The organism is Streptomyces niveiscabiei (assembly GCF_033794345.1).
Classification (GTDB): domain Bacteria; phylum Actinomycetota; class Actinomycetes; order Streptomycetales; family Streptomycetaceae; genus Streptomyces; species Streptomyces niveiscabiei.
Map to the genome: position 1 here is coordinate 48,514 of NZ_JARAYJ010000035.1, position 24,492 is coordinate 73,005.

The 24,492-nt window shown below is 68.9% G+C and carries 22 protein-coding genes; 13 read left to right on the forward strand and 9 right to left on the reverse strand.

The window, feature by feature from the left end:
* The first annotated feature begins 77 nt into the window (after positions 1-77).
* The 4 genes from PV682_RS34600 (at position 78) to PV682_RS34615 (ending at position 4,346) form a co-directional block, all read left to right on the forward strand.
* Positions 78-1,289 carry a pyridoxal phosphate-dependent aminotransferase gene (locus PV682_RS34600; protein ID WP_319735710.1) on the forward strand — a complete coding sequence of 404 codons (1,212 nt, stop codon included), beginning with the start codon at positions 78-80 and terminating at the stop codon, positions 1,287-1,289.
* A 98-nt stretch (positions 1,290-1,387) separates the two neighbouring features.
* A complete protein-coding gene (locus PV682_RS34605; protein WP_319735711.1) occupies positions 1,388-1,792 on the forward strand; it encodes an SCO4983 family protein in 405 nt (134 codons plus the stop codon).
* Positions 1,793-2,500: 708 nt separating this feature from the next.
* Entirely contained in the window at positions 2,501-3,637 is a 1,137-nt protein-coding gene (locus tag PV682_RS34610; RefSeq protein ID WP_319735712.1) for a NucA/NucB deoxyribonuclease domain-containing protein, read from the forward strand.
* A gap of 130 nt (positions 3,638-3,767) precedes the next feature.
* Positions 3,768-4,346, forward strand: a complete 579-nt coding sequence (locus PV682_RS34615; RefSeq protein ID WP_319735713.1) for a hypothetical protein — start codon at positions 3,768-3,770, stop codon at positions 4,344-4,346.
* A 24-nt stretch (positions 4,347-4,370) separates the two neighbouring features.
* Here the strand turns inward: PV682_RS34615 and PV682_RS34620 are convergent, their stop codons facing one another.
* On the reverse strand, positions 4,371-4,586 hold the full coding sequence (locus PV682_RS34620; RefSeq protein WP_319735714.1) for a DUF397 domain-containing protein: 216 nt from the start codon (positions 4,584-4,586) through the stop codon (positions 4,371-4,373).
* Positions 4,579-5,373 (reverse strand): helix-turn-helix domain-containing protein, encoded by a 795-nt coding sequence (locus tag PV682_RS34625; RefSeq protein WP_319735715.1) that lies wholly within the window; start codon positions 5,371-5,373, stop codon positions 4,579-4,581. The genes PV682_RS34620 and PV682_RS34625 overlap by 8 nt, the downstream gene beginning before the upstream one ends.
* Before the next feature lie 115 nt (positions 5,374-5,488).
* Between PV682_RS34625 and PV682_RS34630 the strand changes: the two genes are divergently transcribed.
* From PV682_RS34630 to PV682_RS34640, 3 genes are read left to right on the forward strand one after another with little or no spacing between them, the layout of a single operon-like run.
* On the forward strand, positions 5,489-5,689 hold the full coding sequence (locus PV682_RS34630) for a hypothetical protein (protein ID WP_319735716.1): 201 nt from the start codon (positions 5,489-5,491) through the stop codon (positions 5,687-5,689).
* On the forward strand, positions 5,686-5,898 hold the full coding sequence (locus PV682_RS34635) for a hypothetical protein (RefSeq protein WP_319735717.1): 213 nt from the start codon (positions 5,686-5,688) through the stop codon (positions 5,896-5,898). Before PV682_RS34630 ends, PV682_RS34635 begins: the two co-directional genes overlap by 4 nt.
* Positions 5,885-6,076, forward strand: coding sequence for a hypothetical protein (locus PV682_RS34640; protein ID WP_319735718.1), 192 nt, complete (start codon positions 5,885-5,887; stop codon positions 6,074-6,076). The genes PV682_RS34635 and PV682_RS34640 overlap by 14 nt, the downstream gene beginning before the upstream one ends.
* Before the next feature lie 266 nt (positions 6,077-6,342).
* Here the strand turns inward: PV682_RS34640 and PV682_RS34645 are convergent, their stop codons facing one another.
* The gene (locus PV682_RS34645) at positions 6,343-8,157 is read right to left on the reverse strand and encodes a phosphoenolpyruvate carboxykinase (GTP) (RefSeq protein ID WP_319735719.1); all 1,815 of its coding nucleotides are present in this window, start codon (positions 8,155-8,157) and stop codon (positions 6,343-6,345) included.
* Positions 8,158-8,513: 356 nt separating this feature from the next.
* Between PV682_RS34645 and trhA the strand changes: the two genes are divergently transcribed.
* A complete protein-coding gene (gene trhA / locus PV682_RS34650) occupies positions 8,514-9,206 on the forward strand; it encodes a PAQR family membrane homeostasis protein TrhA (protein WP_319735720.1) in 693 nt (230 codons plus the stop codon).
* 75 nt (positions 9,207-9,281) lie between these two features.
* Here trhA and PV682_RS34655 read toward each other — a convergent pair whose 3' ends face one another.
* Positions 9,282-9,758 carry a DUF6924 domain-containing protein gene (locus PV682_RS34655; protein WP_319735721.1) on the reverse strand — a complete coding sequence of 159 codons (477 nt, stop codon included), beginning with the start codon at positions 9,756-9,758 and terminating at the stop codon, positions 9,282-9,284.
* Positions 9,759-9,822: 64 nt separating this feature from the next.
* On the opposite strand from PV682_RS34655, the gene PV682_RS34660 reads away from it, so the two are divergent.
* The 4 genes from PV682_RS34660 to PV682_RS34675 all read left to right on the forward strand — a co-directional run bounded on the left by PV682_RS34660 (position 9,823) and on the right by PV682_RS34675 (position 14,662).
* Positions 9,823-11,361 (forward strand): MFS transporter, encoded by a 1,539-nt coding sequence (locus PV682_RS34660; protein WP_319735722.1) that lies wholly within the window; start codon positions 9,823-9,825, stop codon positions 11,359-11,361.
* Positions 11,362-11,366: 5 nt separating this feature from the next.
* Positions 11,367-11,996, forward strand: a complete 630-nt coding sequence (locus tag PV682_RS34665) for a TetR/AcrR family transcriptional regulator (protein ID WP_319735723.1) — start codon at positions 11,367-11,369, stop codon at positions 11,994-11,996.
* 32 nt (positions 11,997-12,028) lie between these two features.
* A complete protein-coding gene (locus PV682_RS34670; protein ID WP_319735724.1) occupies positions 12,029-12,751 on the forward strand; it encodes a Mut7-C RNAse domain-containing protein in 723 nt (240 codons plus the stop codon).
* Positions 12,752-12,916: 165 nt separating this feature from the next.
* A complete protein-coding gene (locus tag PV682_RS34675) occupies positions 12,917-14,662 on the forward strand; it encodes a hypothetical protein (RefSeq protein WP_319735725.1) in 1,746 nt (581 codons plus the stop codon).
* Between the two features lie 58 nt (positions 14,663-14,720).
* Here PV682_RS34675 and PV682_RS34680 read toward each other — a convergent pair whose 3' ends face one another.
* The 5 genes from PV682_RS34680 to PV682_RS34700 all read right to left on the reverse strand — a co-directional run bounded on the left by PV682_RS34680 (position 14,721) and on the right by PV682_RS34700 (position 23,479).
* Positions 14,721-17,165 carry a galactose oxidase early set domain-containing protein gene (locus PV682_RS34680; protein WP_319735726.1) on the reverse strand — a complete coding sequence of 815 codons (2,445 nt, stop codon included), beginning with the start codon at positions 17,163-17,165 and terminating at the stop codon, positions 14,721-14,723.
* Complete coding sequence (locus PV682_RS34685) at positions 17,162-18,340, reverse strand: glycosyltransferase family 2 protein (protein ID WP_319735727.1); 1,179 nt, start codon at positions 18,338-18,340, stop codon at positions 17,162-17,164. The genes PV682_RS34680 and PV682_RS34685 overlap by 4 nt, the downstream gene beginning before the upstream one ends.
* Positions 18,341-18,371: 31 nt before the next feature.
* On the reverse strand, positions 18,372-19,994 hold the full coding sequence (locus PV682_RS34690) for an ArnT family glycosyltransferase (RefSeq protein ID WP_319735728.1): 1,623 nt from the start codon (positions 19,992-19,994) through the stop codon (positions 18,372-18,374).
* A complete protein-coding gene (locus PV682_RS34695; protein WP_319735729.1) occupies positions 19,991-21,247 on the reverse strand; it encodes a glycosyltransferase in 1,257 nt (418 codons plus the stop codon). Before PV682_RS34695 ends, PV682_RS34690 begins: the two co-directional genes overlap by 4 nt.
* A 186-nt stretch (positions 21,248-21,433) precedes the next feature.
* The gene (locus PV682_RS34700; protein WP_319735730.1) at positions 21,434-23,479 is read right to left on the reverse strand and encodes a thioredoxin domain-containing protein; all 2,046 of its coding nucleotides are present in this window, start codon (positions 23,477-23,479) and stop codon (positions 21,434-21,436) included.
* 197 nt (positions 23,480-23,676) lie between these two features.
* Here PV682_RS34700 and PV682_RS34705 point away from each other — a divergent pair, with 197 nt between their 5' ends.
* Entirely contained in the window at positions 23,677-24,243 is a 567-nt protein-coding gene (locus tag PV682_RS34705; protein WP_319735731.1) for a Uma2 family endonuclease, read from the forward strand.
* Positions 24,244-24,492 lie beyond the last annotated feature (249 nt).

Here is a 24,492-nt window from a genome sequence, read left to right on the forward strand (position 1 = left end):
TTCAGCCGGGCATCTTTGACCCCCACGTGGCGCAAAACACGCCCCGGGTCCGGTAACCGGGCCGTAAGCTCCCTGACATGCAGGTGATCCAGTCCACAAAGCTCGCCAACGTCTGTTACGAGATCCGGGGCCCGGTCCTCGAAGAGGCAATGCGGCTGGAGGCGGCAGGTCACCGCATCCTCAAGCTCAACACCGGCAACCCGGCCGCCTTCGGCTTCGAGTGCCCGCCGGAGATCCTGGAGGACATCCTCCGCAACGTCTCCACGGCCCACGGCTACGGCGACGCGAAGGGGCTGCTGGCCGCCCGGCGCGCGGTCGTCATGCACAACCAGACCCTCGGCATCGAGACGGACGTCGAGCACGTCTTCGTCGGCAACGGCGTCTCCGAGCTGATCGTCATGGCGATGCAGGGCCTGCTGGACGACGGCGACGAGGTCCTCGTCCCCGCCCCGGACTACCCCCTGTGGACGGCGGCCGTGTCCCTCTCCGGCGGTACGGCCGTCCACTACCGCTGCGACGAGCAGTCCGACTGGATGCCCGACCTCGCCGACATCGAGCGCAAGGTCACCGACCGCACCAAGGCGCTCGTCATCATCAACCCCAACAACCCGACGGGCGCGGTGTACGACGAGGAGATGCTCCGGGGCCTCACGGACATCGCCCGCCGCCACAACCTCCTCGTCTGCTCCGACGAGATCTACGACAAGATCCTGTACGACGGCGCCACGCACACGGCGACCGCGGCCGTGGCCCCCGATCTCCTCACGCTCACGTTCAACGGCATGTCCAAGGCGTACCGCGTCGCCGGGTACCGCGTCGGGTGGATGTCCATCTCCGGTCCCCGCGCGCACGCCGACTCCTACATCGAGGGCCTCACGATCCTCGCGAACATGCGGCTGTGCGCGAACATGCCGGGGCAGCACGGCGTGGTCGCCGCGCTCAGCGGACGCCAGTCCATCAACGACCTCGTGCTGCCGGGCGGGCGCCTCAAGGAACAGATGGACACGGCGTACGAGCTGCTCACGCAGATCCCCGGCGTCACCTGCGTCCGCCCCAAGGGGGCGCTCTACCTCTTCCCGCGCCTCGATCCGCAGGTCTACAAGATCAAGGACGACCGGCGGATGGTCCTCGACCTGCTGCGCCAGGAAAAAATCATGGTCGTCCAGGGCAGCGGCTTCAACTGGCCCGAACCCGACCACTTCCGGGTGGTGACGCTCCCGACGGCCGCCGACCTGAAGGACGCGGTCACCCGGATCGGCCGCTTCCTGGACGGATACGCCCAGCACTGACGTTCAGTGACGAGCCGGGGTCACTTTTGTAGTGCCGCCAACTTTAGACAGAATCTAAGCTAGGATGGCTTCCTGTCAGAGCACAGGAGGCCACCCTCATGTACGAGCCGATCCGCACGAAGTCGGTCCACAGCACGCCCGTGCACGCCTCCGACGTCCCCCACCGCACACGCGAGGAAGAGCTGGACATCCAGCTCGCGGGCCACCTCTCGGCACTGCTGGCCGTGACCGATGAGTTGAGGGCCCACGCCTCGACGCCGGACCTGGAAACGGCCGCGAACAAGCTGGCCCACCAGGTCACACGCCTGCGCGGCGGCCGAGTTCCCCTGCGCTCCCACACGGACGCCGCGAGCCACTCCCCCACCACCCTGCACCGACGGGCCCACGCCCTCGCCGGCCGCGCCCTGGTCGTCGCCGCGTCCCGCGCGGACACGACGTCCGCGATCCTGGCGGCCCAGCGCATGGACGCCCACACGGCGGCCCTGGGTATCGCCGCCCACTGATTCCCCCCACGGGGTCCACCCCCGAACGGCCCCGGCCCGCGCGCACCCGCAGCGACGCGCGGGCCGGGTGCCACTTTTGCGGGCCGGTGAGCTTCCGGGGCCGAAGCCGGGGAATCCACGGGCAACGCCAACGCCACAATCACCACACCGACTACCAGAATGCGTCCGCCCCCCTGCTTATTTGCACGCGAGCACACAGCCTGCGATCTTGATAGCCCGATCAAGGCAGGAGAGGCGGCAATCGGACAACCTGCCGTCCGCCTACGGGGACTTCCTGTCAACTGCACGCCATTTGCTCGCTAAGTGCACGTAGGCAAGAAGTCACTTCAGGATGAGCATCCCCTCTGCCGCTGTCAGCGATACCGCAGTGACGGACCAGCGCACGACGTGCTGTCGACTGGACGATGAAGCGGCGCTCGCCCCGTGGGGTACGCGGTCGGGCTGTGCGACACACCACATCGACTGGCGTGTATTCACCGCCAGACAGAGAAGACCTTTGACTCCTGCATTCCGTGGCGTTTCGGTGGGGCGCGTGTGCATCCACGCTCACACTCTTCGTCGAGGGGATCCCTGGTGCAGAAGTTTCGGAAGAGATACTGGTCAGAAGTGGTTGCCGTAGCTTCGACACTGGCTGCGCTCGCTGCTCCCGCCGTCACAGACACGGGTGGCGGGAGCCATCAGGACGAAATGGGCGCAGATTCCCACGTTGTGCGCCTGATCCCAGAGATAACTGCCGGTTCCGACCAGCCCGCAAGCAAGGCCGGCAGCAACCGTATCTCCGATTCAGTGGAGAGTTGCACGGCACCTGACGAGAACGGTCATGGAATATGCATCGAGCGCAGCACCCTCAGCGGCTTACCACCCCTACCAGGCAGCGAGACCGACCAACCCTTAGCCGGGGTGGCGCCCCCTCAATGGTGCGAGGACGCCCAGAATCGGCTGCTGGCCACGCGTACGCAAGCCTGCCGGATCGATGCACTCGTCTACCGGACATGGAAAGAACAGAACGGCACCAAGACCCAAACCGGTGGGGTCGAGATCATTGTCATCAACTACAGTTACGGCAGCACAAGTGAATCTCGGATAGCCCACCAAGTCGATATAACCGCCCCGAAAGGGTGGGGTGCCGCACTGTCAGGCTCCTATATCGGCAGCGCAAGGGATGGCGGTGCCTGCACAAAAGAGAGTGGTTCGTTCCCGACTAAGCCAATCCAACCCCTGAACAAATGGCATACAGGCGAGGCATTCTTCGCCTCAGCGGCAACCGCGCCCGGCGCAAGGGGAGAATGCATCACGGGATGGAGCCTGACTTTCTCAACACCGGGATATCCCTCGGCGCACTACGTCGACCCCGCCATCGGCGAATTCCGGTGTGACAACGACACGGCCGGAAGGACGAAACCTGGGTGCGTCGTACCCTGGTACGCGTCAGCTCTGCAATACAGCGCGGCCGTCAACCCCGAACTGGCTTCCCATGTCTCACGAGCGCAGGCGTCCGGACTGCCCGGCGGCACCTTCGAGGCCCCGCTGACCCGCACGACCGACGCAACGGTCATCAACAACAACCGGACGAAGGCGTGCGGTGACGCACCCAGCGTCACGGGAAAGAGCTGCGACGAGTACCCGGTCGCTACCTCCTATCAAGGACTCAGCGCTGGCGGGACACGTCGTAGTTTCAACGGCTGCGGACTCAACAACATACCCACGCAGCAGGGGCCGAACGGCGTCAGCATCTGCATGATCAACGCGAGCGAGAACGACTCCCAGGGCGGACTCAACTCCGGCTTCTACAGGAGCGAGCGCGTTCTCGACAAGGATCCGTTCCGCGTACTCGTCACCCCGTAAGCCTCCACGCCGAACGTCAACCACAATCAGACCGGTACGGGGGCGGCACGCCAAGACCGTCTCAGCCGCCCCCGGCTCGTCAGCAGACAGAACTGCCGCGAAGAGCCAAGCGCGGAACAGGAGGGACCGCATGGACACCCCATGGCATGAAGTCTTCATCGGAGAGGGCACGTTCGGCCTGCTGGACGACGGGGAAATCCCCGTACATTCCGCAGACTGGTCGAACGGGCTGATCGCACCCATGCTCCAAGGCGGAGCCCTCGTCCGTACAGGTATCCATACCGGATCTGTCCGCGTCTGCGTCCAGGCGCAGCGAGAACCGGCGACAGAGATCGACACGACACGGCCTTGGGACGAGATCGTGGAAGCCGGCGTGACCGCCCCCCACGACCGTCTCCGACTCGAATCGCTCGACTTCGGCCCGCCCGACCCGAACGGCCCTCTCAGCGGACGAGGAAGCCGTCACTACCGTGTCCGAGTCCACGCCCGAGGCAGAGAAACAGCTTGGGACAAGACGGCCGAAGCACCCACCGAGGAATACCTGATCCTCGTATGGCCCTCGGAACTCGCGCCCACCCGAACCCTGCTCGCCGGCAACCGCCTCGAACAACAGCAGCAGTCCGAAGCCGATACCCCTCATCCGCCGCGCCTGTCCCCACCAAAAAAGCCCGGGCCAGAGCCCCGCCCCCGGCCCGACGAAACGGTCTGAAGGAATCGCTCGGGGACGTGCGCGTCAGAGCTGCCCCTGCTTGACGGCCTCCAGGAACGAGGTCCAGCCGCCAGCCGGGACGACGAGGGCCGGGCCGGTGAGGTTCTTGCTGTCGCGGACGGGTACGCCGGTCGCGTAGCCGTCCAGGACCTCGACGCACTCGGCGCCGGACGACCCGCTGTACGAAGACTTGCGCCAACCGCTCAGGGTGGACGCGTCCGCAATGCGCTGCTCAGCCATGTTGCCTGTAATCCTTCTCTGCCGCCCTCAACAGGGCTAGGGACTCCTGGAGCGGTTGGGCTTCACTCAAGGCAAGATCGTAGGCCCCCTGGATCTCCTCGACCATGGCGGGGGAGTCATGCACCGTCCCCGTACGCAAGCCCTCGGTATACGCAATGGGTGGCTGATCCGCGAACCACATCAGCATGGCCAGGCCCTCCAGCAATGGGTGCGGAGTCACGCTGAACGACAGCACGTTGACCCTGATCCGACCAGACTCGGCAAGCGCCACGATGTGAGCCAGTTGGTCTGCCATGACCCTAGGGCCTCCGAGGGGACGCCGGATGACCGACTCATCCAACATCGCCCATAGTTCGGGAGTCACCGGGTCCTCCAGCAACTTGGCCCGCTCAAGCCGTGTCACAACAGCCTTGTGACGCTCCTCCTCACTCCGACGGGGGTATCCGGAGTCGATGACAACCCTTGCGTACTCTTCGGTTTGCAGAAGACCAGGGACGTGCGACAGCCCGAATACACGGATGTTCGTCGCCTGCTGCTCCAACTCCCGCGCACGCTCGAACCAGTCGGGAACGTCGCCCTTCTTTCCCGGCCGGAAAGTAGCCAGCACATTCCCCGTACCCAGCGCCAGGTCAAGCCTCTTGGCGTCCTCTTCGCTGGGATAGCGCGTCCCGTTCTCGATCGCGGCGATGTGCGAACGGGACATGATCGCGGCATCCGCCAGCTCCTGCTGCGTCCACCCCTTGGCGATCCGCGCATCCTTCAACCACTCGCCGTAAGTCGTGGCCATAGCATAACTCCCCCTTGTCCCAGCGCTGTTGTAACGAGAATGCCAGTAGCGCGGCCCCCGGAAGGGGTCGTTCCCTGAAGAGGAGGAAACCCCGACCGTCAGGAGATCAACGGCGATGAACAACAGTACGCCGTACCCCCAGGAATTCATCAAGCCCGAAATCATCGACGACTGCGACGACTGCAAGGTGTTCGTCGACAAGTGGTTCCGGCACATGAACCGGAAGAGCGAGAACTACGACCCCTCCGCCGCCAGCGACGCCGCCGTCCTCTGGAAGATGCACGTCACGAACACCCACCCCGGGACGTCGAAGTGACGCCCCCGAACGCCCGCGTGACCGCCCTGGGCGAACCCCAGCTCGTCCAACTCCTCGACGACACCGAGGACTCCGACTGGCGCACCGAGTACGGCGGCACCCTCGACCCCACGACCGGCAGGGTCGAACTCCCCGCCCCCGCCTACACCCCCTGCCCCTACGACAACTGCCCCGAGTGCGCGCGGGAGGAGACCCGTGGTCACCGCTGAACACATCGGCAAGACCGTCACCGACGGCCAACGCACGGGCATCCTCATGGCGTTGCTCACGTACGAGAACCCCGCCCAGCTTCCCGCAGTCCGCCGCTCACAGCTCATGGCGTACGTCCGCCCCGAAAGCGGCGGCATCGAATGGGACACCCCGCCGTCCGAACTGAGGCTCGCATGAGGGCCCTGTGCACCGTCGTGGTAGTCCTCGCGGCGCTGATGTGGGTCGTGACCGTGGCATGGATCGTCGCCGGGGTGACGACCTGAACCGGCGCCCCCGGACACAGCGAAGGCCCACCACCCCCACCCCGTCGGGGCCGACGGGAGGAGCGGTGGGCCCGGCCCCGCACGCCGTTGTGCAGGGCCTCGCCGGTAGTACCGCGGCCGGTTCGTGACGACGCGTCTGGTCAGGGACTGATCGGTGAACCGGCCACGGGGTCAAGGGGGTTAGGCGAGGCGGGACACCAACGCCTCGTACTCGTCCCAGAGTTCCTTCGGCGTGTGGTCGCCGAAGGTGTTGAGGTGGTCGGGCACCAGTGAAGCCTCCTCGCGCCAGATCTCCTTGTCGACCGTGAGGAGGAACTCCAGGTCGGAGTCGGCGAGTTCGAGGCCCTTCGTGTCGAGGGACGCCTTCGTCGGGAGGATGCCGATCGGGGTCTCCACGCCCTCCGCCTTGCCGTCCAGGCGCTCCACGATCCACTTCAGGACACGGGAGTTCTCCCCGAAGCCGGGCCACACGAAGCGCCCGGAGTCGTCCTTGCGGAACCAGTTGACGTAGTAGATCTTGGGGAGCTTGGCGGCGTCCTTGTCCTTGGCGACGTCGATCCAGTGGGCCATGTAGTCGCCCATGTTGTAGCCGCAGAACGGCAGCATCGCGAAGGGGTCGCGGCGCAGCTCACCGACCTTGCCCTCGGCGGCGGCGGTCTTCTCGGAGGCGACGTTCGCGCCGAGGAAGACGCCGTGGTTCCAGTCGAAGGACTCGGTGACGAGGGGTACGGCGGACGCGCGCCGCCCGCCGAAGAGGATCGCGGAGATCGGGACGCCGCGCGGGTCCTCCCACTCGGGTGCGATGATCGGGCACTGCGAGGCCGGGACGGTGAAGCGGGCGTTGGGGTGGGCGGCGGGAGTCTCCGCGCCCGGCGTCCAGTCGTTGCCCTTCCAGTCGGTGAGGTGACCGGGCGTCTCCTCGGTCATGCCCTCCCACCAGATGTCGCCGTCGTCCGTCAACGCGACGTTCGTGAAGACGGAGTTGCCCCACAGCGTCTTCATCGCGTTCGCGTTGGTGTGCTCACCCGTGCCGGGCGCGACGCCGAAGAAGCCGGCCTCGGGGTTGATGGCGTACAGCCGCCCGTCCTCCCCGAACCGCATCCAGGCGATGTCGTCACCGATGGTCTCGACGGTCCACCCGGAGACGGTGGGCTCCAGCATCGCCAGGTTCGTCTTCCCGCAGGCGGACGGGAACGCGGCGGCGACGTACTTCGCCTCTCCCTGCGGCGGCGTCAGCTTGAGGATGAGCATGTGCTCCGCGAGCCAGCCCTCGTCGCGGGCCATGACGGAGGCGATGCGCAGGGCGTAGCACTTCTTGCCGAGCAGCGCGTTGCCGCCGTACCCGGAGCCGTACGACCAGATCTCGCGGGTCTCGGGGAAGTGGGAGATGTACTTGGTGGAGTTGCAGGGCCAGGGGACGTCGGCCTGGCCTTCGGCGAGAGGCGCCCCGAGCGTGTGCACAGCACGCACGAAACGGCCGTCGGTGCCCAGCTCGTCCAGGACGGCCTGCCCCATGCGCGTCATCGTCCGCATGGATACGGCGACGTACGCGGAGTCGGTGATCTCGACGCCGATCGCGGAGAGCTTGGAGCCCAGCGGGCCCATGCAGAACGGGACGACGTACATGGTCCGGCCGCGCATGGAACCCCGGAACACGCCCTGCTCGCCGGTAAAGATCTCCCGCATCTCGGCGGGGGCCTTCCAGTGGTTGGTGGGACCGGCGTCCTCCTCCTTCTCGGAGCAGATGAACGTCCGGTCCTCGACCCGCGCGACATCGGTCGGGTCGGAGGCGGCGTAGTAGGAGTTCGGCCGCTTGATCGGGTCGAGCCGCTTGAACGTGCCCTTGTCGACCAACTCCGCACAAAGTCGGTCGTACTCGGCTTCGGATCCGTCACACCAGACGACGTTGTCCGGCTGGGTCAGTTCGGCGATCTCGTTCACCCAGGAGACGAGTTCCTGGTGAGTGGTGGGGGGAGCCGCGATGTCGCGCGCCACGATTGCTCCTACTGGGACGAGGGTTTCTGTTTTGTGCCCCGTGGGGGCCACGACCCGGACGCTTCACTGAAGGGCGCTCATCCGGTGCCGACCGCACTCATTTGATCATCCGCCGGGTCAGCGCATCTGTCCAGAGGGCGTCACATATGAGCGGAGTGAGGCTCGCCACGTGTTCACGTGACCACAGAGGGGAACGAAGGGCGACGCGGGCGGGGCGAACGGCGGAACATCGCGCGCCCGCGCACGGACATGCGGGCTTCCGTCGATCACAACCCCCGTGAGACGATGGCCACTAGGCGCTGATCGTCTCGTCGTACTGACGCGTAACTTACGGTTACGTAGGTACGATTTCGCGTATGACTGCGCCCTCCCTGCCACACCAGCTCAAGCAGCAGGCCCAGCACCTCGCCGAGCCCATCAAGCCGAAGCTGCGCGGCTGGCTGCATCTGGGCATGTTCCCCACCGTCCTGATCGCGGGCCTCTTCCTGACCGCCCTCGCGGACTCACCGAAGGCCCGGATCGCCTGCGCGATCTACGTCCTGACCGCCTGCCTGCTCTTCGGCGTGAGCGCGGTGTACCACCGGGGCAACTGGAGCCCCCGCATGGACGGCATCCTGCGCCGCCTCGACCACGCCAACATCTTCCTGATCATCGCGGGGACGTACACCCCGCTGACGATGCTGCTGCTGCCCGCCTCGAAGGGGCAGTGGCTGCTGTGGGGCATCTGGGGCGCTGCGGCGGCCGGCATCCTCTTCCGCGTCTTCTGGGTCGGCGCGCCCCGCTGGCTCTACACCCCCTGCTACATCGCCATGGGCTGGGCCGCCGTCTTCTTCCTCCCCGACTTCATGCGCGCGGGCGGCATCGCGGTCCTCGTCCTCGTCATCGTCGGCGGCGTCCTCTACAGCGCGGGCGGCGTCATCTACGGCATCAAGAAGCCGAACCCCTCACCCCGCTGGTTCGGCTTCCACGAGGTGTTCCACTCGCTGACGCTGGCGGCGTTCGTGGTGCATTACGTGGGGATCTCGCTGGTGGCTTACCAGCACGGGTAGGCGGCATACGGCGGTTCATGAGGCCACGGCTCGATGCCGTGGCCTTTTTCATGCCCTGCCGCTCCGCCGGTTCGGTCAGGCACCCCGGAAGATCCCCTCCGGATCATCGTGGGCCCACGCGGCGTACTCCTCGAAGCCCAGGTTGCCGATGCTCAGGTTGGCGCAGACTTCGTGGACCCCTGCGGGGACGGCGCGGAACTCGCGGCCGTACTCGGTCAGTTGCTCGTAGTCCTCGTCGTCGCCGCAGTCCTCCCGCGTCAGCGTGGTGACCGCCAGCAAGGCGTGGCTTCCGGCGCGCATCGTCGTGCGGTCGGCGAGGAAGACGACGGACAGGTTCTCGTCGGCGCGGACCGCGTTCAGCACCTCGTCGGCGGTCGCCCCCGCCCAGGCCGGGTCGTTCACGAAGTGGACGTCCGCCTCGTAGGGCCTGTCTCCCCAGGGTTTCGTCAGCGCCGCCGCCACGTCCTGCCACGCCTGGTCGTCGTCGTAGTCGGTCCTGACGACCAGGGTTGCGGACTCATCACGGCCGGTGACGGCGGGGACCGGTCTCATGAGTTCATCTTAGACAGCAGAAATCGATTGACTGCAACCACCTTTTGAGAGTTACTCTCATTTCATGGACACTGTCACCCCAGACCCCCGTCGCTGGTGGGCCCTCGCCGCGCTCGTCGCGAGCATGCTCACCCTCGGCTTCGACATGACGATCCTGAATGTGGCGCTGCCGACGATGGCCGGGGATCTCGGTGCGAGCACCGGGCAGCAGCAGTGGATGGCGGACGCGTACGTCGTCGTGTTCGCGGCGCTGATGCTGCCCGCGGGCCTGCTGGGCGACCGGTTCGGGCGGCGGCGGATGCTGGTCGTCGGGCTGGTGGTGTTCCTCGCGGGGTCGCTCGTCGGCGCGCTGGCGAGCGACGTGAACTGGGTGATCGCGGCCCGCGCGTTCATGGGGATCGGCGGTGCGCTGATCACGCCGCTCGCGCTGTCCGTGCTGCCGTCCCTGTTCGGCGCGGACGAGCGGACGAAGGCGGTCGGCGTCATCTCGGCGGCGAGTTCGCTGGGCCTGCCGCTGGGCCCGATCATCGGCGGCTGGCTGCTGAACCACTTCTGGTGGGGCTCGGTCTTCCTGGTGAACGTGCCGATGGCCGCGATCGGGATCGCCGCGTGCGTGTTCCTGCTCCCGGAGACCCGCGACCCGTCCTCCCCAAAGGTCGACACGGTGTCCACCGCGCTCACCGCGTCCGGCCTCGGCACCCTGATCTTCGCGATCATCGAGGCGCCGGCGCGCGGGTGGGGCGACCCGCTGATCGTCGCGATGTTCGCGCTGTCGGTCGTACTCCTCACGGGTCTGGTCCTGCGTGAGCGGGGCATGGCGCGGCCGATGCTGGACATGTCCCTGCTGGCGCAGCGCGGGTTCCTGTTCAACACGCTCGCCGCGACGCTGGTGATGTTCGTGCTGTCGGGGCTGATGTTCGTGCTGCCGCAGTACCTCCAGGCGGTGCTGGGCAACGACGCGCTCGGTACGGGCGTACGGCTGCTGCCGATGATGGGCGGCCTGATCGTCGCCGCGCGCGCCGCGCAGCCGGTCGTGGAGCGGTTCGGCGCGCGGGCGGTGGTGAGCGCGGGGCTCGCGGTGCTGGCGTTCGCCGCGATCCTGGGGAGCCGTACGACGGTGGACTCCGGGTACGGGTTCACCGCGCTGTGGCTGTCCGTCACGGGGCTCGGGTTCGGGTTCTCCGTCGTCCCGGCCATGGACGGGGCGCTCGGGGCGCTGCCCCGGGACCGTGCGGGCAGCGGGTCGGGGCTGCTGATGACGCTGCGCCAGGTCGGGGCGGCCGTCGGAATCGCGCTGCTCGGCAGCCTCATCGCGAGCGACTTCCGCGACCGGCTCGACGTGACGGGACTGCCGTCCGGGCTCGCGCACACGGCCGGGGAGTCGGTCGTGGCGGCGCATCTGGTGGCCGAGCGGGCCGGGGTTCCCGGTCTTACGGCCTCCGCGAACGGCGCGTACGTCCACGGCATGAACCTCGCGCTGCTGGTGTGCGGCGTGTGCGCGCTGGTCGCGGCGCTGCTGGCGGCGGCGTTCCTGCCCGGGGGCAAGGCCGCGGAACCCACGGTTCCGGACATGGCCCCTGAGCAGGCCGATGCACGACAATGACGTCCATGGCACCCCCAAGTCACCTCTCCCTCGACGCCGGTTCCCCCCTCGGCCTGCGGGAACGGAAGAAGATCAAGACCCGGCAGGCGATCCGCACCGCGACGTACGCCCTCGTCGAGGAGCAGGGGTACGACGCGACCACGATCGAGCAGATCGCCGAACGGGCCGAGGTGTCGCCGTCCACGGTCTTCCGGTACTTCCCGACCAAGGAGGACATCGTCCTCACGGACGAGTTCGACCCGCTGCTCCTCCAGGAGCTGGCGAAACGTCCCGCCGACGAGCCGTGGATGGTGTCCCTGCGGCACATCATGCGGCTCGCGGTCAGGGCGGGGCTCGCGGAGGAGGAGGCCGCGCACACCCGCCTCCGCTCCCACCTCCTCGCCCACGTCCCCGCCGTGCGCTCCCGGATGCTGGAGAGCATGTCGGTGACGGGGAGGCTCCTCGCGGAGGCGGTGGCTTCCCGGACGGGCCGGGAGAAGGACAGCCTGGAGGCGCGCGTCTACACGATGTCGCTGATCGGGGGCCTGTCGGAGATCACGCTGTACTGGGCGGAGAACGACTTCCGGGACGACCTGATGGACCTGCTCGACCGGGCGCTCGACGTGCTGGAACACGGTCTGCCGCAAACCCCTTGAGCCGACCGGCGAGCGGCCCCCATGCTGGCCGGGTGACGACCGCACCGCAGATCCACTTCCGGGTCGCCCCCGAACTCTCCCTCTTCGTCCGCCGCGCCGCCACGGCCCTGAGGATCGACGGCGTCTCGACGCTGGGCCACGTCGTGGAGTCCGCCGGAGTGCCGCTCACGGAGGTGGGCGCGCTGCTGGTGGACGGCCGCGAGGTGCCCGCCTCGTACGTCCCCTCCCCCGGCGAGTCGGTGGAGGTGCGGGCGCATGTCCTGCCCCAGCGGGTCCCGGGCGCGCCCCTGCGTTTCCTGCTCGACGTCCATCTCGGCACCCTGGCGCGGCGCCTGCGGCTGCTGGGCGTGGACACGGCGTACGAGTCGACGGACATCGGCGATCCGGCGCTCGCGGCGAGGTCGGCGGCCGAGAAACGCGTCCTGCTGAGCCGGGACCGGGGCCTCCTGCGCCGCCGCGAGCTGTGGGCGGGCGCGTACGTCTACGACACGTCCCCCGACGCCCAGCTCCGCGAGACCCTCACCCGCTTCGCCCCCGCCCTCGCCCCCTGGACCCGCTGCACCTCCTGCAACGGCCTGCTGCGCCCGGCGACGAAAGCGGAGGTCGCGGACCGTCTCCGCGAGGGGACGCAGGCGTCGTACGACGTGTTCGCGCAGTGCGGACAGTGCGGGAAGGCGTACTGGAAGGGCGCGCACCACGAGCAGTTGGAGGCGATCGTGGCGGAGGCGGTGGGCTTCCGGGGGGAGCCGGGCTGAGCGGCCCGCGTGGTCGGCCGGTGGTGCGGGTGTCCGGCGTGCGCCGGTGGGTTTCCCAGGGTCGCCGGAGCCCCCGTACGGTGGCTTCGGCGTCCGCGTGAGCCGTTCGGGACTGTCGGTGGCGGCGGCTAGCATTTCGGGCAGGGCACGGGAGGAAGACACAGGATGACGCAGGCCGAGGTGGGCGGGGTGGACGAGCGGGTGCCGGGGCGCCGGTGGACGGTGCGGCTGGACCCCGTCGGCCGGGGCGGGGTGGTGCGGGTGTCGTGCAGTCGTCCCGCCTGTGCCGAGCAGCGTTTCGCGGGCGCGGCCGAGGGGCGGGCGGCTGCGGTCGCGCATCTCAAGGCGCATCTGCGGGTCGCGGCCCCCAGGGACGGCGTGTACTGCGCGTGCCGGGCGGACGGGTGTCGTACGCACATGCCCACTGTCGGCCGTAACCAGCGGTCCGAGCCCTGGCGGTGCGGAGGGGCGGTCGTGCTGGCCGTGGTCACGGACCGGGAGGGCCGGTGGTGGCAGGCCATGGAGTGCTGCTCGCGGTGCGCGGCGGCGTCTCCGGGGGCCAGGACGGTGGCCACCGCGCAGGCGGGCGGGGCGCAGGGCGCCGACCGTCCGGCGGGTGCGGGTGCGGGCGCGGGGGTGCACAACCCGGCGCACGCCCCCGCGCGCACTTCCGCGACGCAGGGTGCCACAGGCGCGGGCACACCCGCGGGCTCCGGCACCGGTACGCCCCCCGGCCGGCCCGCCGTCCCCCAGTTCTCCGACCAGCAGCCCGTCACCCCCCAGTTCTCCGACCACCACCCCGCCACCCCCGTCCCGGCCCCCCGCCCCGCGCCCAAGGCGGCCCCCGCCCGCCGCCGCCCGCAGATCGCGAAGATCGCCCAGCGCGTCATCCCGCACGACCTGCGCCCGGTCGAACTGCGGGACGAACTCATCGAGTTGGGGAACCTCTTCCGCGCCTACCAGAAGCGCGACAAGCCCGACCTCTCGGTCCTGGCCGACCTCCAGGAGCGCAAGGCGCGCGCCTTCGTGGCGTGGGCGGACGCGACCTCGGAGGGCGTCCTGCGCTTCGAGGCGCAGCGCGCCGAGCAGGCCGCCGCGACGATCCGCATGCAGCACGAGCAGCGCACCGGCACGGGCACGGGCATCGCCTACAGCGGCCCCGTCGACGGGGTCATCGACGGCGACGGCCCGGCCGTGGCCCGCCTGCTGACGGGCCTGACCCAGTGGGAGCACGCGCGCGCGGTCCTGGCGTACGTCGCCGAGCACGCGCCCCTGCCAGGACCTGAGGCCCGGCTGGCGGTGCTGATGCTGACGCTGCGCACGGCGCACACGGGCACCGGCAACCTCGTCGGCCAGGACCTCAACGGGCTCGGCCTGACCGATCCGCAGGCCCTCGTCGAGGAGCTGACCGGCAGCGGCTGGCTGGAGATCCCGGGTACGGCCGAGGAGTTGCTCGCCTCCCGCCCGGAGAACCCCACGCCGATCACGGTCCCCTCGCTGGTGCCCCCCGAGGACGGGGCGGGGCCGTTCACGTTCGGCAAGAAGATGCGGCCCAAGCTCTCCGGCTGGGCCCAGCGGGTCGTCTCGGACAAGAAGCTCCGCAAGAAGAAGGCGCCGGCCACCACCCGCCTGCTGACCCTGGCGCTGGCCGCCCAGACCGACGCCTCGGGCCGCCTCGGCCCCGGCGGGGGCGGCATCGCGCTGGACCGGCTCACCGCGTGGGTCCCGGTCGACACCGCCGAACTCAAGGACCTCGTCGAGCAGTTGACGGCGGCGGACTGGCTGGCCGAGGCCGACCTCACGGACACGCACCTCGCCGGGCAGCTGTCCGAGCGGGTCCTGCCGGTGAGCTGCCCACTGCGCAAGGCGGAGCCGGAGACGGAGTCGGAGGAGTCGGGCGAGGCGGAGTGAGAGGAGCCCCGTACCCGGTCACATGCCGGGTACGGGGCTCCTGTCGCCGTCGGCGTGGCTAACCGCGCTTCACGTCCTTCGCGTCGCACGCCACCTTGTTCCGGTTCGGGTCCAGCCCCAGCGGATCGTCACCGCCGTTGACGGTCAGCCGGCCGTACTCGTTCTTCGCGAGCCACGCGCAGCGTGCGGCGGTCGTCTTCTGCACGTTGGCCGGGAAGGCCGTCGGTACGCAGACGTTGATGGAGCCATAGTGCCGGTCGCAGCCGGAGATGGTCGGACTGACCTTCTGCGACGGCCTCTTGACGCCGGGCCCGGTGACCTTGCCGGTCAACTTGTCGGCGAAGGCATGGACATGGGCATGGGCATGGGCATGGGGTGCGGCCTCGGTCTTGGCGAGGGCGTTCGGGCCGGTCAGGTGGACCCACTTCGCCACCGAGGGAACCCCGTTGGCGTCGACCGCGAACAGCATGTACCAGCCGGGCGGCGCCAGGTTGGGGTTGCTCGTGACGTTCAGGTCGACGTTGTTCCCGTCCACCGACAGCGGCAGGTCCACGAACCGCTGGTTGGGGTCGGAGGAGTGCGTGACCGCCGCCGGGCGGATCAACTCGGCCTTGGCGATGGGCCGGTCGACGGTGATGCGCTGGGTGTCGCCGTACTGCCACTCGGTGTCGATGAGTGACGTGATCGCCGGACGCGGGCCCTTGAAGAGATAGGGCGGCGAGTAGACGGACACGTCGTGGTTCCAGGTGCCGTTGCCGGGGTTGTCGCCGGTCGTCAGCACCCGGCCGTCCGGGAGGAGTACGGCCGAGGAGTGGTAGCCGCGCGCCTCGGGGTCGGCGGCGACCTGGTCGAACGTGTTGGTCGCCGGGTCGTACAGGGACGACTCGTACACGGGGTTGGCGCGGTTGTGCAGGGCGCCGCCGGTCTCCAGGACCTTGCCGTCGGGCAGGAGGACCGCGGAGACGTACATCTTGCCCTGGTCGCCGGTCTGTTGGACGGGTCCGTTGCCGAGGTCGACGGTGCCCTGCGGGATCGGCGGGCCCGCGACGTACGCGGGGTTGGGCTGCTTCAGGTCGATGACGTCGGTGAGGCGGTTGCCCTCGGGGTTGGAGTCGATGTTGCCGCCGCCGAGGGTGAGGACCTTCTGGTCCTGTGCCGGGGGCAGCAGCACGCTCGCGGACTGGTCGCGCTCGTCCTTGTCCTGGAGGCCGGGGATCTGGGTGACGGTGTTCGCGTCGTAGTCGTAGACCGCCGAACCCGTCCCCGGGATGTTGTTCCCGAAGACATGGCTGCCGGTGTAGAAGAGCCGGCCGTCCTGCATGAGGACCATCGCCGGGTACAGCCCCCAGTACGACCAGGTCTGGTTGACCTTCCACAGCGGCAGCCACTGCTGCTCCGCGTCGGACCAGCGCTCGGCGGTCACCGACCCGGAGGAGTCCTCGCGCAGCCCGCCGAAGGAGAGCACGTCACCGTCGCCGAGGACGGTCGCGGACGGGTACCAGTGGCCGTCGTTCATGTCGTTGGTCTTGCTGTACGTCTCGGTGACGGGGTCGAAGACGTACGAGTCCTTGTACCCCTCGTAGCCGTGGCCGCCGACGACCGGGTACGCCTTGTTGCCGCTCATCACCAGCACGCGCCCGTCCTGGAGCTGGACGTGCCCGGAGCAGAACATGTCCTTCGGCGTGGGGATCACCTTGTACGTGCCGTTCGCCGGGTCGTACACGGCGGAGGTGAACGTGCCGGCCGCGAACTGCTCCTCGCTGTTCCCGGAGCCGGCGATCATCAGCACCTTGCCGTTGTTGAGGACGACGGAGTGCATCGAGCGGACCGGGTTCTGCGTCGGCAGGACGCTCCAACTGCCGTCCGCGCACTGGGCGTTGGTGCCCGTGCAGGTCGGCGGCGGGGTGACGTCCGGGACCTGTTCCATCGTGTAGTCGTCGGTCGTCGCCGAGCCGGTGCCGTACACGGAGACGCCCCAGGTGATCCGGTCGGTGCCGGCCGGGACCTCGGGGGTGCGGACGCTCGCCCGCGTCCAACTCGCCGCGAGGTCCAGGGTCTTGAGGTCGGTCCAGTACTGCCAGCCGGCGGTGGCGTCGTGCCGGAAGAGGGTGACGGAGGTGTCGGGCGTCGTCGACTTGTACCAGAGGGACAGGTCGTACTGCTTGCCCGCCGTGACCGTCGGCGCGCAGGCCGCTGACTCGGTGATCAGGGCCTTGCGGTCGCCGTCCACGCGCCGGGTCAGCTCGACCTTCATCGCCTTGGTGCCGGAGTGCGCGTCCGGGGTCGTCGTGAACGTGAAGTCGTTGTCACCCCAGCCGGACTTCTCCCAGCAGTACGGCATGTCGCCCGAACCGGCTGTCTCGAAGCCGGGGTTGAGGACGAGGTTCGCGGCGGAGGCGGGCTGCGGGGAGGTGAGGAGCAGGCCGCCCGTGAGGCCGGTGACGGCCAACAGGGCTGTTCTTCTACGGTACTTGAGACATAGATGCTTGTGATGCGGTTTCATGCGGCTCCCTTCAGGGGTTTCCCCCCGCGCTTCCCTCGCGGGAGATACACCAGCGCCTCGGTCCCGGCGAAGCGCAGAACGAACGTCGTCACCAGCGCGAGCGCGGTCGCGGACAGCGCGCCCATCCCGAACCGGTGCACGAACAGCGCGATCAGCGGGATGCGCAGGACGAGGTCCGCGTTGGCGAGCAGCGCGAACCTGCCGGCCCGGTCCCACCAGCGGCGGTGTGCGCGCCGGTCGCGGAAGAGCAGGTGCTCGATGAGGACGAAGTTCCAGGCCACGCCGAACTGGTTGGCGAGGATCTCGGCGGGCAGGTAGTGCAGCCCGGCCCGGGTCAGCGCCCACAGCGCGACCAGGTTGGGCAGGAACCCGCTCAGCCCGATCAGGCCGAAGCCGATCATGCGGGCGAGCGGCGAGGCGGTGCGCAGCCCGAGGAGGTGGCGCAGGAACCGCATCCCTTCCTTCGCCGTGGACTTGGACTCCCCGGCGTACCGCTCCTGGAACACGAACGGCACCTCGGCGACCCGCTGCGGCCTGCCGCGCACGGCGAGTTCGAGGAGGATCTTGTAGCCGAGGGGTTTCAGCCCGTCGGCGCCGACCACGCTGCGCCGGATCGCGAAGAACCCGCTCATCGGGTCGCTGATCCCGCGCAGCCTGCGCGGGAAGAGGGACTTGGTGAGCCAGGTCGCGCCCTTCGAGACGGCGACCCGGTAGCCGCCCGCGAGCCCGGCGCGGCTGCCGCCCTCGATGTACCGGGAGGCGACGACGAGTTCGGCGCCGGTGCGCTCGCCGGACGCCACCAACTCCGGTACCAGGGACGGGGGATGCTGGCAGTCGCCGTCCATCACGACGACCCAGTCGGAGCCGGCCGCCCTGATCCCCTCGACGACGGCGCCGCCGAGGCCGCCCACCGGCTCCTCGCGGTGCAGGACGGTCACCGGGAACGGGCAGTCCTTGGCCGCGTCCCGGATCACCTCGGGGGTGTCGTCGGTGGAGTCGTCCACGAAGACGACCTCGCAGGGCAGGCTGCGGGGGACGGACTCCCGGATCTGGCGCAGGAGTTGGCGGATGTTCGCGGACTCGTTGAAGGTGGGGACGACGATGGTGACGGCGCCGGGCTCCGGGATGTCGTCCTCGCGGACGTCGGGGACCGGTGCGGTGTACTCGTGGGTCACAGGGCCCCTCCGGCCTCACTGATCTCGATGCTCACAGCGCGCTCCCGACCTTGCGGATCTCGATGCGGTCCTCGCCGACTCCGAACACGGCGACGGGAGTCGAGTTCGTCAGCGCCGCTTTCACGGTCGGCAGGTCGCGCGCGTCGCGCCGTACCGTCGGGGAGGCGACCACGTAGTCGACGTCCTTCCAGCCGTTCGGGAGGGTCTTGGTGACCGCCGGGTCGAGGTCGGCCTTGTAGAACCAGATGGCGCCGAGGCCGGGTTCGTACCCGGCGTGCACGAGGTCGAGCCAGAGCGCGTCGTCGACGAGGACGCGGGTGCGGGCGGGGTCGGCGACCTGGTGGTCCAGCCACTTCGCCGCCGACCGGTAGGGGCCGTTCGCGTCGGCGGTCACGGCGGTACGGTCGCCGTCGTACCAGCGGGGTACGACGTACAGGGCCGCCGCGACGGCGAGGCCCGCCGCGAGCGCGTACCGCCCGTACCCGATCCAGCGGTGCTCGGCGGCGGCGCGCCGCTTGCGCAGGATCGTGTGCGCGAGGGAGGCGACCGCGCCGGCGAGGACCAGGGAGAGGAACGGCAGCGCCTGGATGACGTACATCGCCGGGAGGTAGCCGCCGGGGCGCAGCGCGACGGCCGCGAGGATCGCGACGGCGAGCGAGGGCCCGGCGAGGGCGCGGGCGGTGACCGACCAGCGCCAGCTGAGCAGGAGCAGCAGCGCGCCCGCGAGGCCGCCGACGATCAGGACGCTGTCGTAGTACAGCCAGGACTGCAACACCCCATGTGCGCCCGAGCCGTTGTCGAGGATGAAGCCCGAACCCGGCCTGGTCATCTGGTATTTGATGCCGTCCCACAGCGAGACGTGCCCGCCGCCCGGGAACAACTCGCCCTTCAGCAAGGCGAAGAGGGGGTAGGAGACGCCGATCAGGACACATGCGGTGACCGCGCCGGTGAGGGCGAACTTGCGGGTGTCGCGGTGGCTGTGGCGCCACATCGTGAGCAGGACGGCCGGGAGGACGAAGAGCATCGTCTCCTTCGTCAGGACGGCCGTCGCGGCGGCGATCCCGGCGGCGAAGTGGTGCCACAGGTGGCGGCTCGGGGAGGCGGCCAGCGCGAACGCGAGGAGCGTCCACATGACCGCGAGGTTGTCGAGGAAGATCTCCCGCTGGAGGACGACGGAGAGCGGGGAGAGCCCGAAGAGGGCCATGCCGAGCCCGGCGGCCCAGCGCGGAAGGGAGAGGCGGCGGCCGAGGACGTACAGCAGGACGGCGCTGGCGGCGGTGATCACGAGCATCGCCGCGCGCATCGAGCCGACGGTCATCGTGCCGGGGTCGAGGGCCTTGGGGAGCCAGGTCAGGACGGCCAACTGGAGCCAGCCGAGCGGGGGATGGTCGTACCAGTAGGTGTAGTGGGCGAGGCCCTTGCCCTCCTGGACGGCCCACGCCTGGGCGAGGTAGGTGCCCTCGTCGTCGCTGAGGGTGGGGTAGGCGGCGATGTTCCAGCCCTGGACGACGAGGATCGCCGTCAACAGGGCGCCGCACAGCAGGAGATCGGGTTTCTTCGAGGGGCGCGTGCTGGGGGCGGGGCCGGTCATGGGCGCGACGGTGCGCTGCGCGGGGACCTTCGGGGTGGTCACCGCGGGGAGGGTGGAGGTCACGCGGGAACGTCCTCTCGGGTGGTCAGGTGCGCACCGGTGTGCTCGGTCAACTCCCATTCGTTGCGCCCGCGTTGCTCGCGCCAGACGGCACGGATCGCGGCGCCCGCGAGGAGGACCTGGTAGAAGGGGCCGCCGGCGACGAGCTTGACGTAGTGGGCGAAGCGCACGCGCAGGCCGTACTGCTTGCCGAAGTCGTGGAGGCCGACGAGTTCGAAGACGAACGTGACGAGTGCGGTGACGGCCGGCAGGAAGGTGACGAAGGCGACGGCGACGGGGACGTCGAGGAAGAGCGCGATCGCCGCGTTCAGCGGGATGACGACGCCGGAGAACGCCTGGAGGAACGGGGTCATGAGGGTGTAGCGGGCCAGCAACCGCTGGCCGAAGCCCGGGAGTTGCTTCCAGTCCTTCTTGCGGTAGACCTGAAGGAAGCCCTGGTTCCAGCGAGTTCGCTGTTTGAGCAGGGACATGAGCGAGCCCGGGGTCTCCTCGCGGGTCACCATGTCGGAGTCGTAGGCGACGACGACCTTCTTGCCGACGGAGGAGAGCCGCACGCCCAGGTCGCAGTCCTCGGCGAGGCAGTTGGAGTCCCAGCCGCCGGCTTCCCGCAGGACGTCGGTGCGGACGAAGACGGTGTTGCCGCCGAGCGGGATGAACCCCTTCTCCGCGTGCAGGTGGAGCCGGGAGCGGAACCAGAAGAAGTACTCCAGGCAGTTGCGCAGGCTGTACCAGCTGGAGTGGAAGTTGATGAGCTGGACGCCGCCCTGGACGACGTCGGCGCCGGTGGTGCGGAAGGCGTGGTCGACGTGGGCGAGGAGTTCGGGGTGGACCTGGTCCTCGGCGTCGAAGACCCCGACGACGCCGCCGCGGCAGTGCGGGAGCGCCGTGTTCATCGCCTTCGGTTTGTTCTTCGTCTCGTGGGTGTCGACGACGACGCGCACGCGCGGGTCGCGGGCGGCGGCGCGTTCGGCGACCTCGGCGGTCTCGGGGTCGTCGTGGCCGACGATCACGATGATCTCGAAGTCGGTGTGGCTCGACTCCAGGAGCCGGCGGATGGTGTGGTCGAGGACGGCCTGTTCGTGCCTCGCGGGCAACAGCAGGGAGAACGAGGTGTGCTGGCCGCCGTCGGGTTGGCCGAAACTGGTCGAGGCGAGCACTTCCGGCGTACGCCAGGCGTGCATCTGCCACCAGAGGGTGAAGGCCGCCATCCCGAAAAGGGCCAGCGAGACGGCGGATATGAAGACGGACGTGAACAAGAAAAGATCCCCCCAGATCTCAGAGCCCCCTGTCGCGACGGCGCGTCACATGCGTCGCGTCATGTGCTGAGGCTAAGTGGAAACTGTGAACGGGGGGAGGTCTTCCGATAAATAGCTTGTTTCAGAGCCGACTTGTTCTTAGCTGCCCATATCCGGACACGTGGTCTCTTTTTTGGCCGGTAATGATCAAGTGGTGCGACCGTTCCCGCCGGTCAGTGCGGTGCGCAGGCGATCGGGGTCCGTCGTCGGAAGATCACAGGTGAAGTTACGGCAGACGTAGGCCGTTGGTTCACTTCCCGAAAGCGGCCGGTCGACGATCAAGGGGAACTCGTCACTGCCCGTCACACCATAGGCCACGACCGCTCCGGGAGCGGTGGCCAGAAGTGCCTGTCGGTGCAGGCTCTTTCCGGCCGGATCGGTCAACTCCCTTGCGACGACGGCGACTTCACGCGGGCCGTCGAGGAGTGCCTCCGCCGCGGCCAGGCCCCAGCCGATGAAGCGGGGGACCCGGGGGCCCAGTGCCTTGACGACGCCGAGTGCCTTTTCGGCGACGGTCCGGTGGGGTTCGGCGCCCGTGTGGGCCGCGTACGACAGCAGCGCCGACGCCGCCGCCGTCCAGCCCGAGGGGGCCGCGTTGTCCGTGGGGTCCTGCGGGCGGCGGATCAGCTGCTCGGCGTCCGACGCCGTGTCGTACAGGGCGCCCGACTCCGGGTCCGTGAAGCGGGCCAGGACGTGGTCAAGGAGCAGGCCGGCGAAGTCCAGCCAGACGCCCTCGGCGGTGACGGCGGCCAGCGCGAGGAAGCCCTCCGCGACGTCGCCGTAGTCCTCCAGCACGCCCGCGTTCGCGCCGGGCCGGCCGTCCTTGCTGGTGCGGGTGAGGTGGGCGTGGTCGTCGAGGTGGACGCGGACGAGGAGGTCGGCCGCCGCGAGGGCGGCCTCGATCAGGTCGGGGCGGTCGAAGTACGCGCCCGTCTCCGCGAGCGCCGCGACCGCCAGGCCGTTCCAGGCGGCCACCACCTTGTCGTCCCGGCCGGGGGCGGGGCGCTCGGCGCGGCGCGCGAGGAGGCGGGTACGGATCGACGCGATCTTGTCCGCGTCGAACACGCCTTCCGTCTGCGGGAGTTGGAGGACCGAGGCGCCGTGCTCGAAGGTGCCGTCCTCGGTGACGCCGAAGTAGTGGGCGGCGAGGTCGGCGTCCTGGCCCAGGGTCTCGCGGAGGTCGTCCATGGTCCACACGTAGTACGCGCCTTCCACGTGCTTCCCGGTGCCGTCGTCGCTGTCCGCGTCCAGCGCCGACGCGAACCCGCCCTCGGGCGTGCGGAGTTCGCGGACCATGAAGTCCGCCGTCTCCAGGGCGATCCTGCGGGCCTGCTCGGAGCCCGTCGAGCGCCACAGGTGGGCGTACACGCGGCACAGCAGGGCGTTGTCGTACAGCATCTTCTCGAAATGCGGCACGATCCAGTCGCGGTCGACGGAGTAACGGGCGAACCCGGCGCCCAACTGGTCGTAGATCCCGCCCCTGGCCATCCGCTCGCACGTGTCCGACGCCATCTGCAATGCGCCCTCGGACCCCGTCCGCGCATGATGCCTCAACAAAAACTCCACCACCATCGACGGCGGAAACTTCGGCGCACCCCCGAACCCCCCGCGCTGCGGGTCGTACTCCCGCGTCAGCCCCAGCAGCGCCGCCGCCAGCTCCTCCTCACCGGGCGGCTGCGCGTCCCCGAACGAGATCTCCCGCTCCCCCAGATCCCGCACGATCTTCCCGGCGACCTCCGCGACCTCGTCCCGCCGACCGCTCCACGCCTGCCGCACCCCCTCCAGCACCTGCCGGAAGGAAGGGGACCCGTGCCGGGGCTCCGGCGGAAAATACGTCCCGAAGTAGAACGGCTCCGCATCCGGGGTGAGGAACACGGTCATCGGCCAGCCGCCCTGCCCGGTCGCCGCCTGCACGGCCTCCATATAGACGGCATCCACGTCCGGCCGCTCCTCGCGGTCCACCTTGACGCTGACGAAGTGCTCGTTGAGGTAGTCGGCGGTCTGCTGGTCCTCGAAGGACTCGTGGGCCATGACGTGGCACCAGTGGCACGCGGAGTAGCCGACCGACAGCAGGACGGGTACATTGCGCCGTCGCGCTTCCTCAAAAGCTTCCGGTTCCCAGGGCCACCAGTCGACCGGATTGTCAGCGTGTTGCAGCAGATAAGGCGAGGTCACACCAGCCAGCCGGTTCATGCGAGCCAGCCTCTCACAGCGCCTGCCGCGACCTGTAGAGCACTGACGAGCCCGCACCACTTGGCCGAATTGCACTTGTGCGCCATGACATGGTGGGCGATTCCTTCCCCTGCCGAGTCGGGCGACCCCGTACCTCGGAACAGTAGGCTGGGCACAGCAGAGCCGGACCTGCCGAGGCTCCTCGAAGGAGGTACACGATGACCGCCGAGATGGTGGCGCCCGCGTGGATGCATTCGCAGATCAGCGCGGAGCAGTACGACTCCTGGTCTGAGGAGCAGTGCGCCGGCATCGAGATCGTGGACGGGATGGTCGTCGTGAGCCCGAGCGCCTCCAAGCGGCACAACCGGCTGGCCCGGGTCCTGGCCAATGCCCTGGACGCCGCCGCGGGCCCCGACTGGAACGCGGACACGGACTTCGACGTCCGCCTGCAGGACGTTCCGCTTACCAACCGCCGTCCGGACGTCATCGTCTACCGGGCGGAGACCATCGACCTCACGCCCACTCGCCCCGAGCACGTCCTCCTGGTCGTCGAGGTCGTCTCGCCCGGTTCGGAAACAACTGACCGGATCGTGAAGGTGGACCAGTACGCCAAGGCCGGCATCCCCTTCTATTGGCGGGTCGAACAGGCCGCCACCGGTGTCCCGATCGTTTACACCTATGTCCTCGATCCTGCAACCAAGGCTTACAGGGACGGCGAGATGTTCACCGGCATGGTGAAGGCCACCGCGCCTTTCTCCATCACGGTCGATCTCGGACTCTTGTAAGGTGCCGAGAAGCCGCCCCGCTATCGACGCTTGACGCACCACATGCGGATGCGACTCCAACTCGCACACGATCGTTCAGCCGCACCCGGTCAAGAACTACTCAAGGGCACGTGGGCGACCGACCGTGCCAACTGGGCAACCGTCCAAAAGGCAAGCCAAGTCCTGGTATCCAGTCACCGTTCATCAACGCCAACGTGCTGACATCACCATCGGCGTGATACAGGAGGGAACGGAAAGGTATGCCTACCC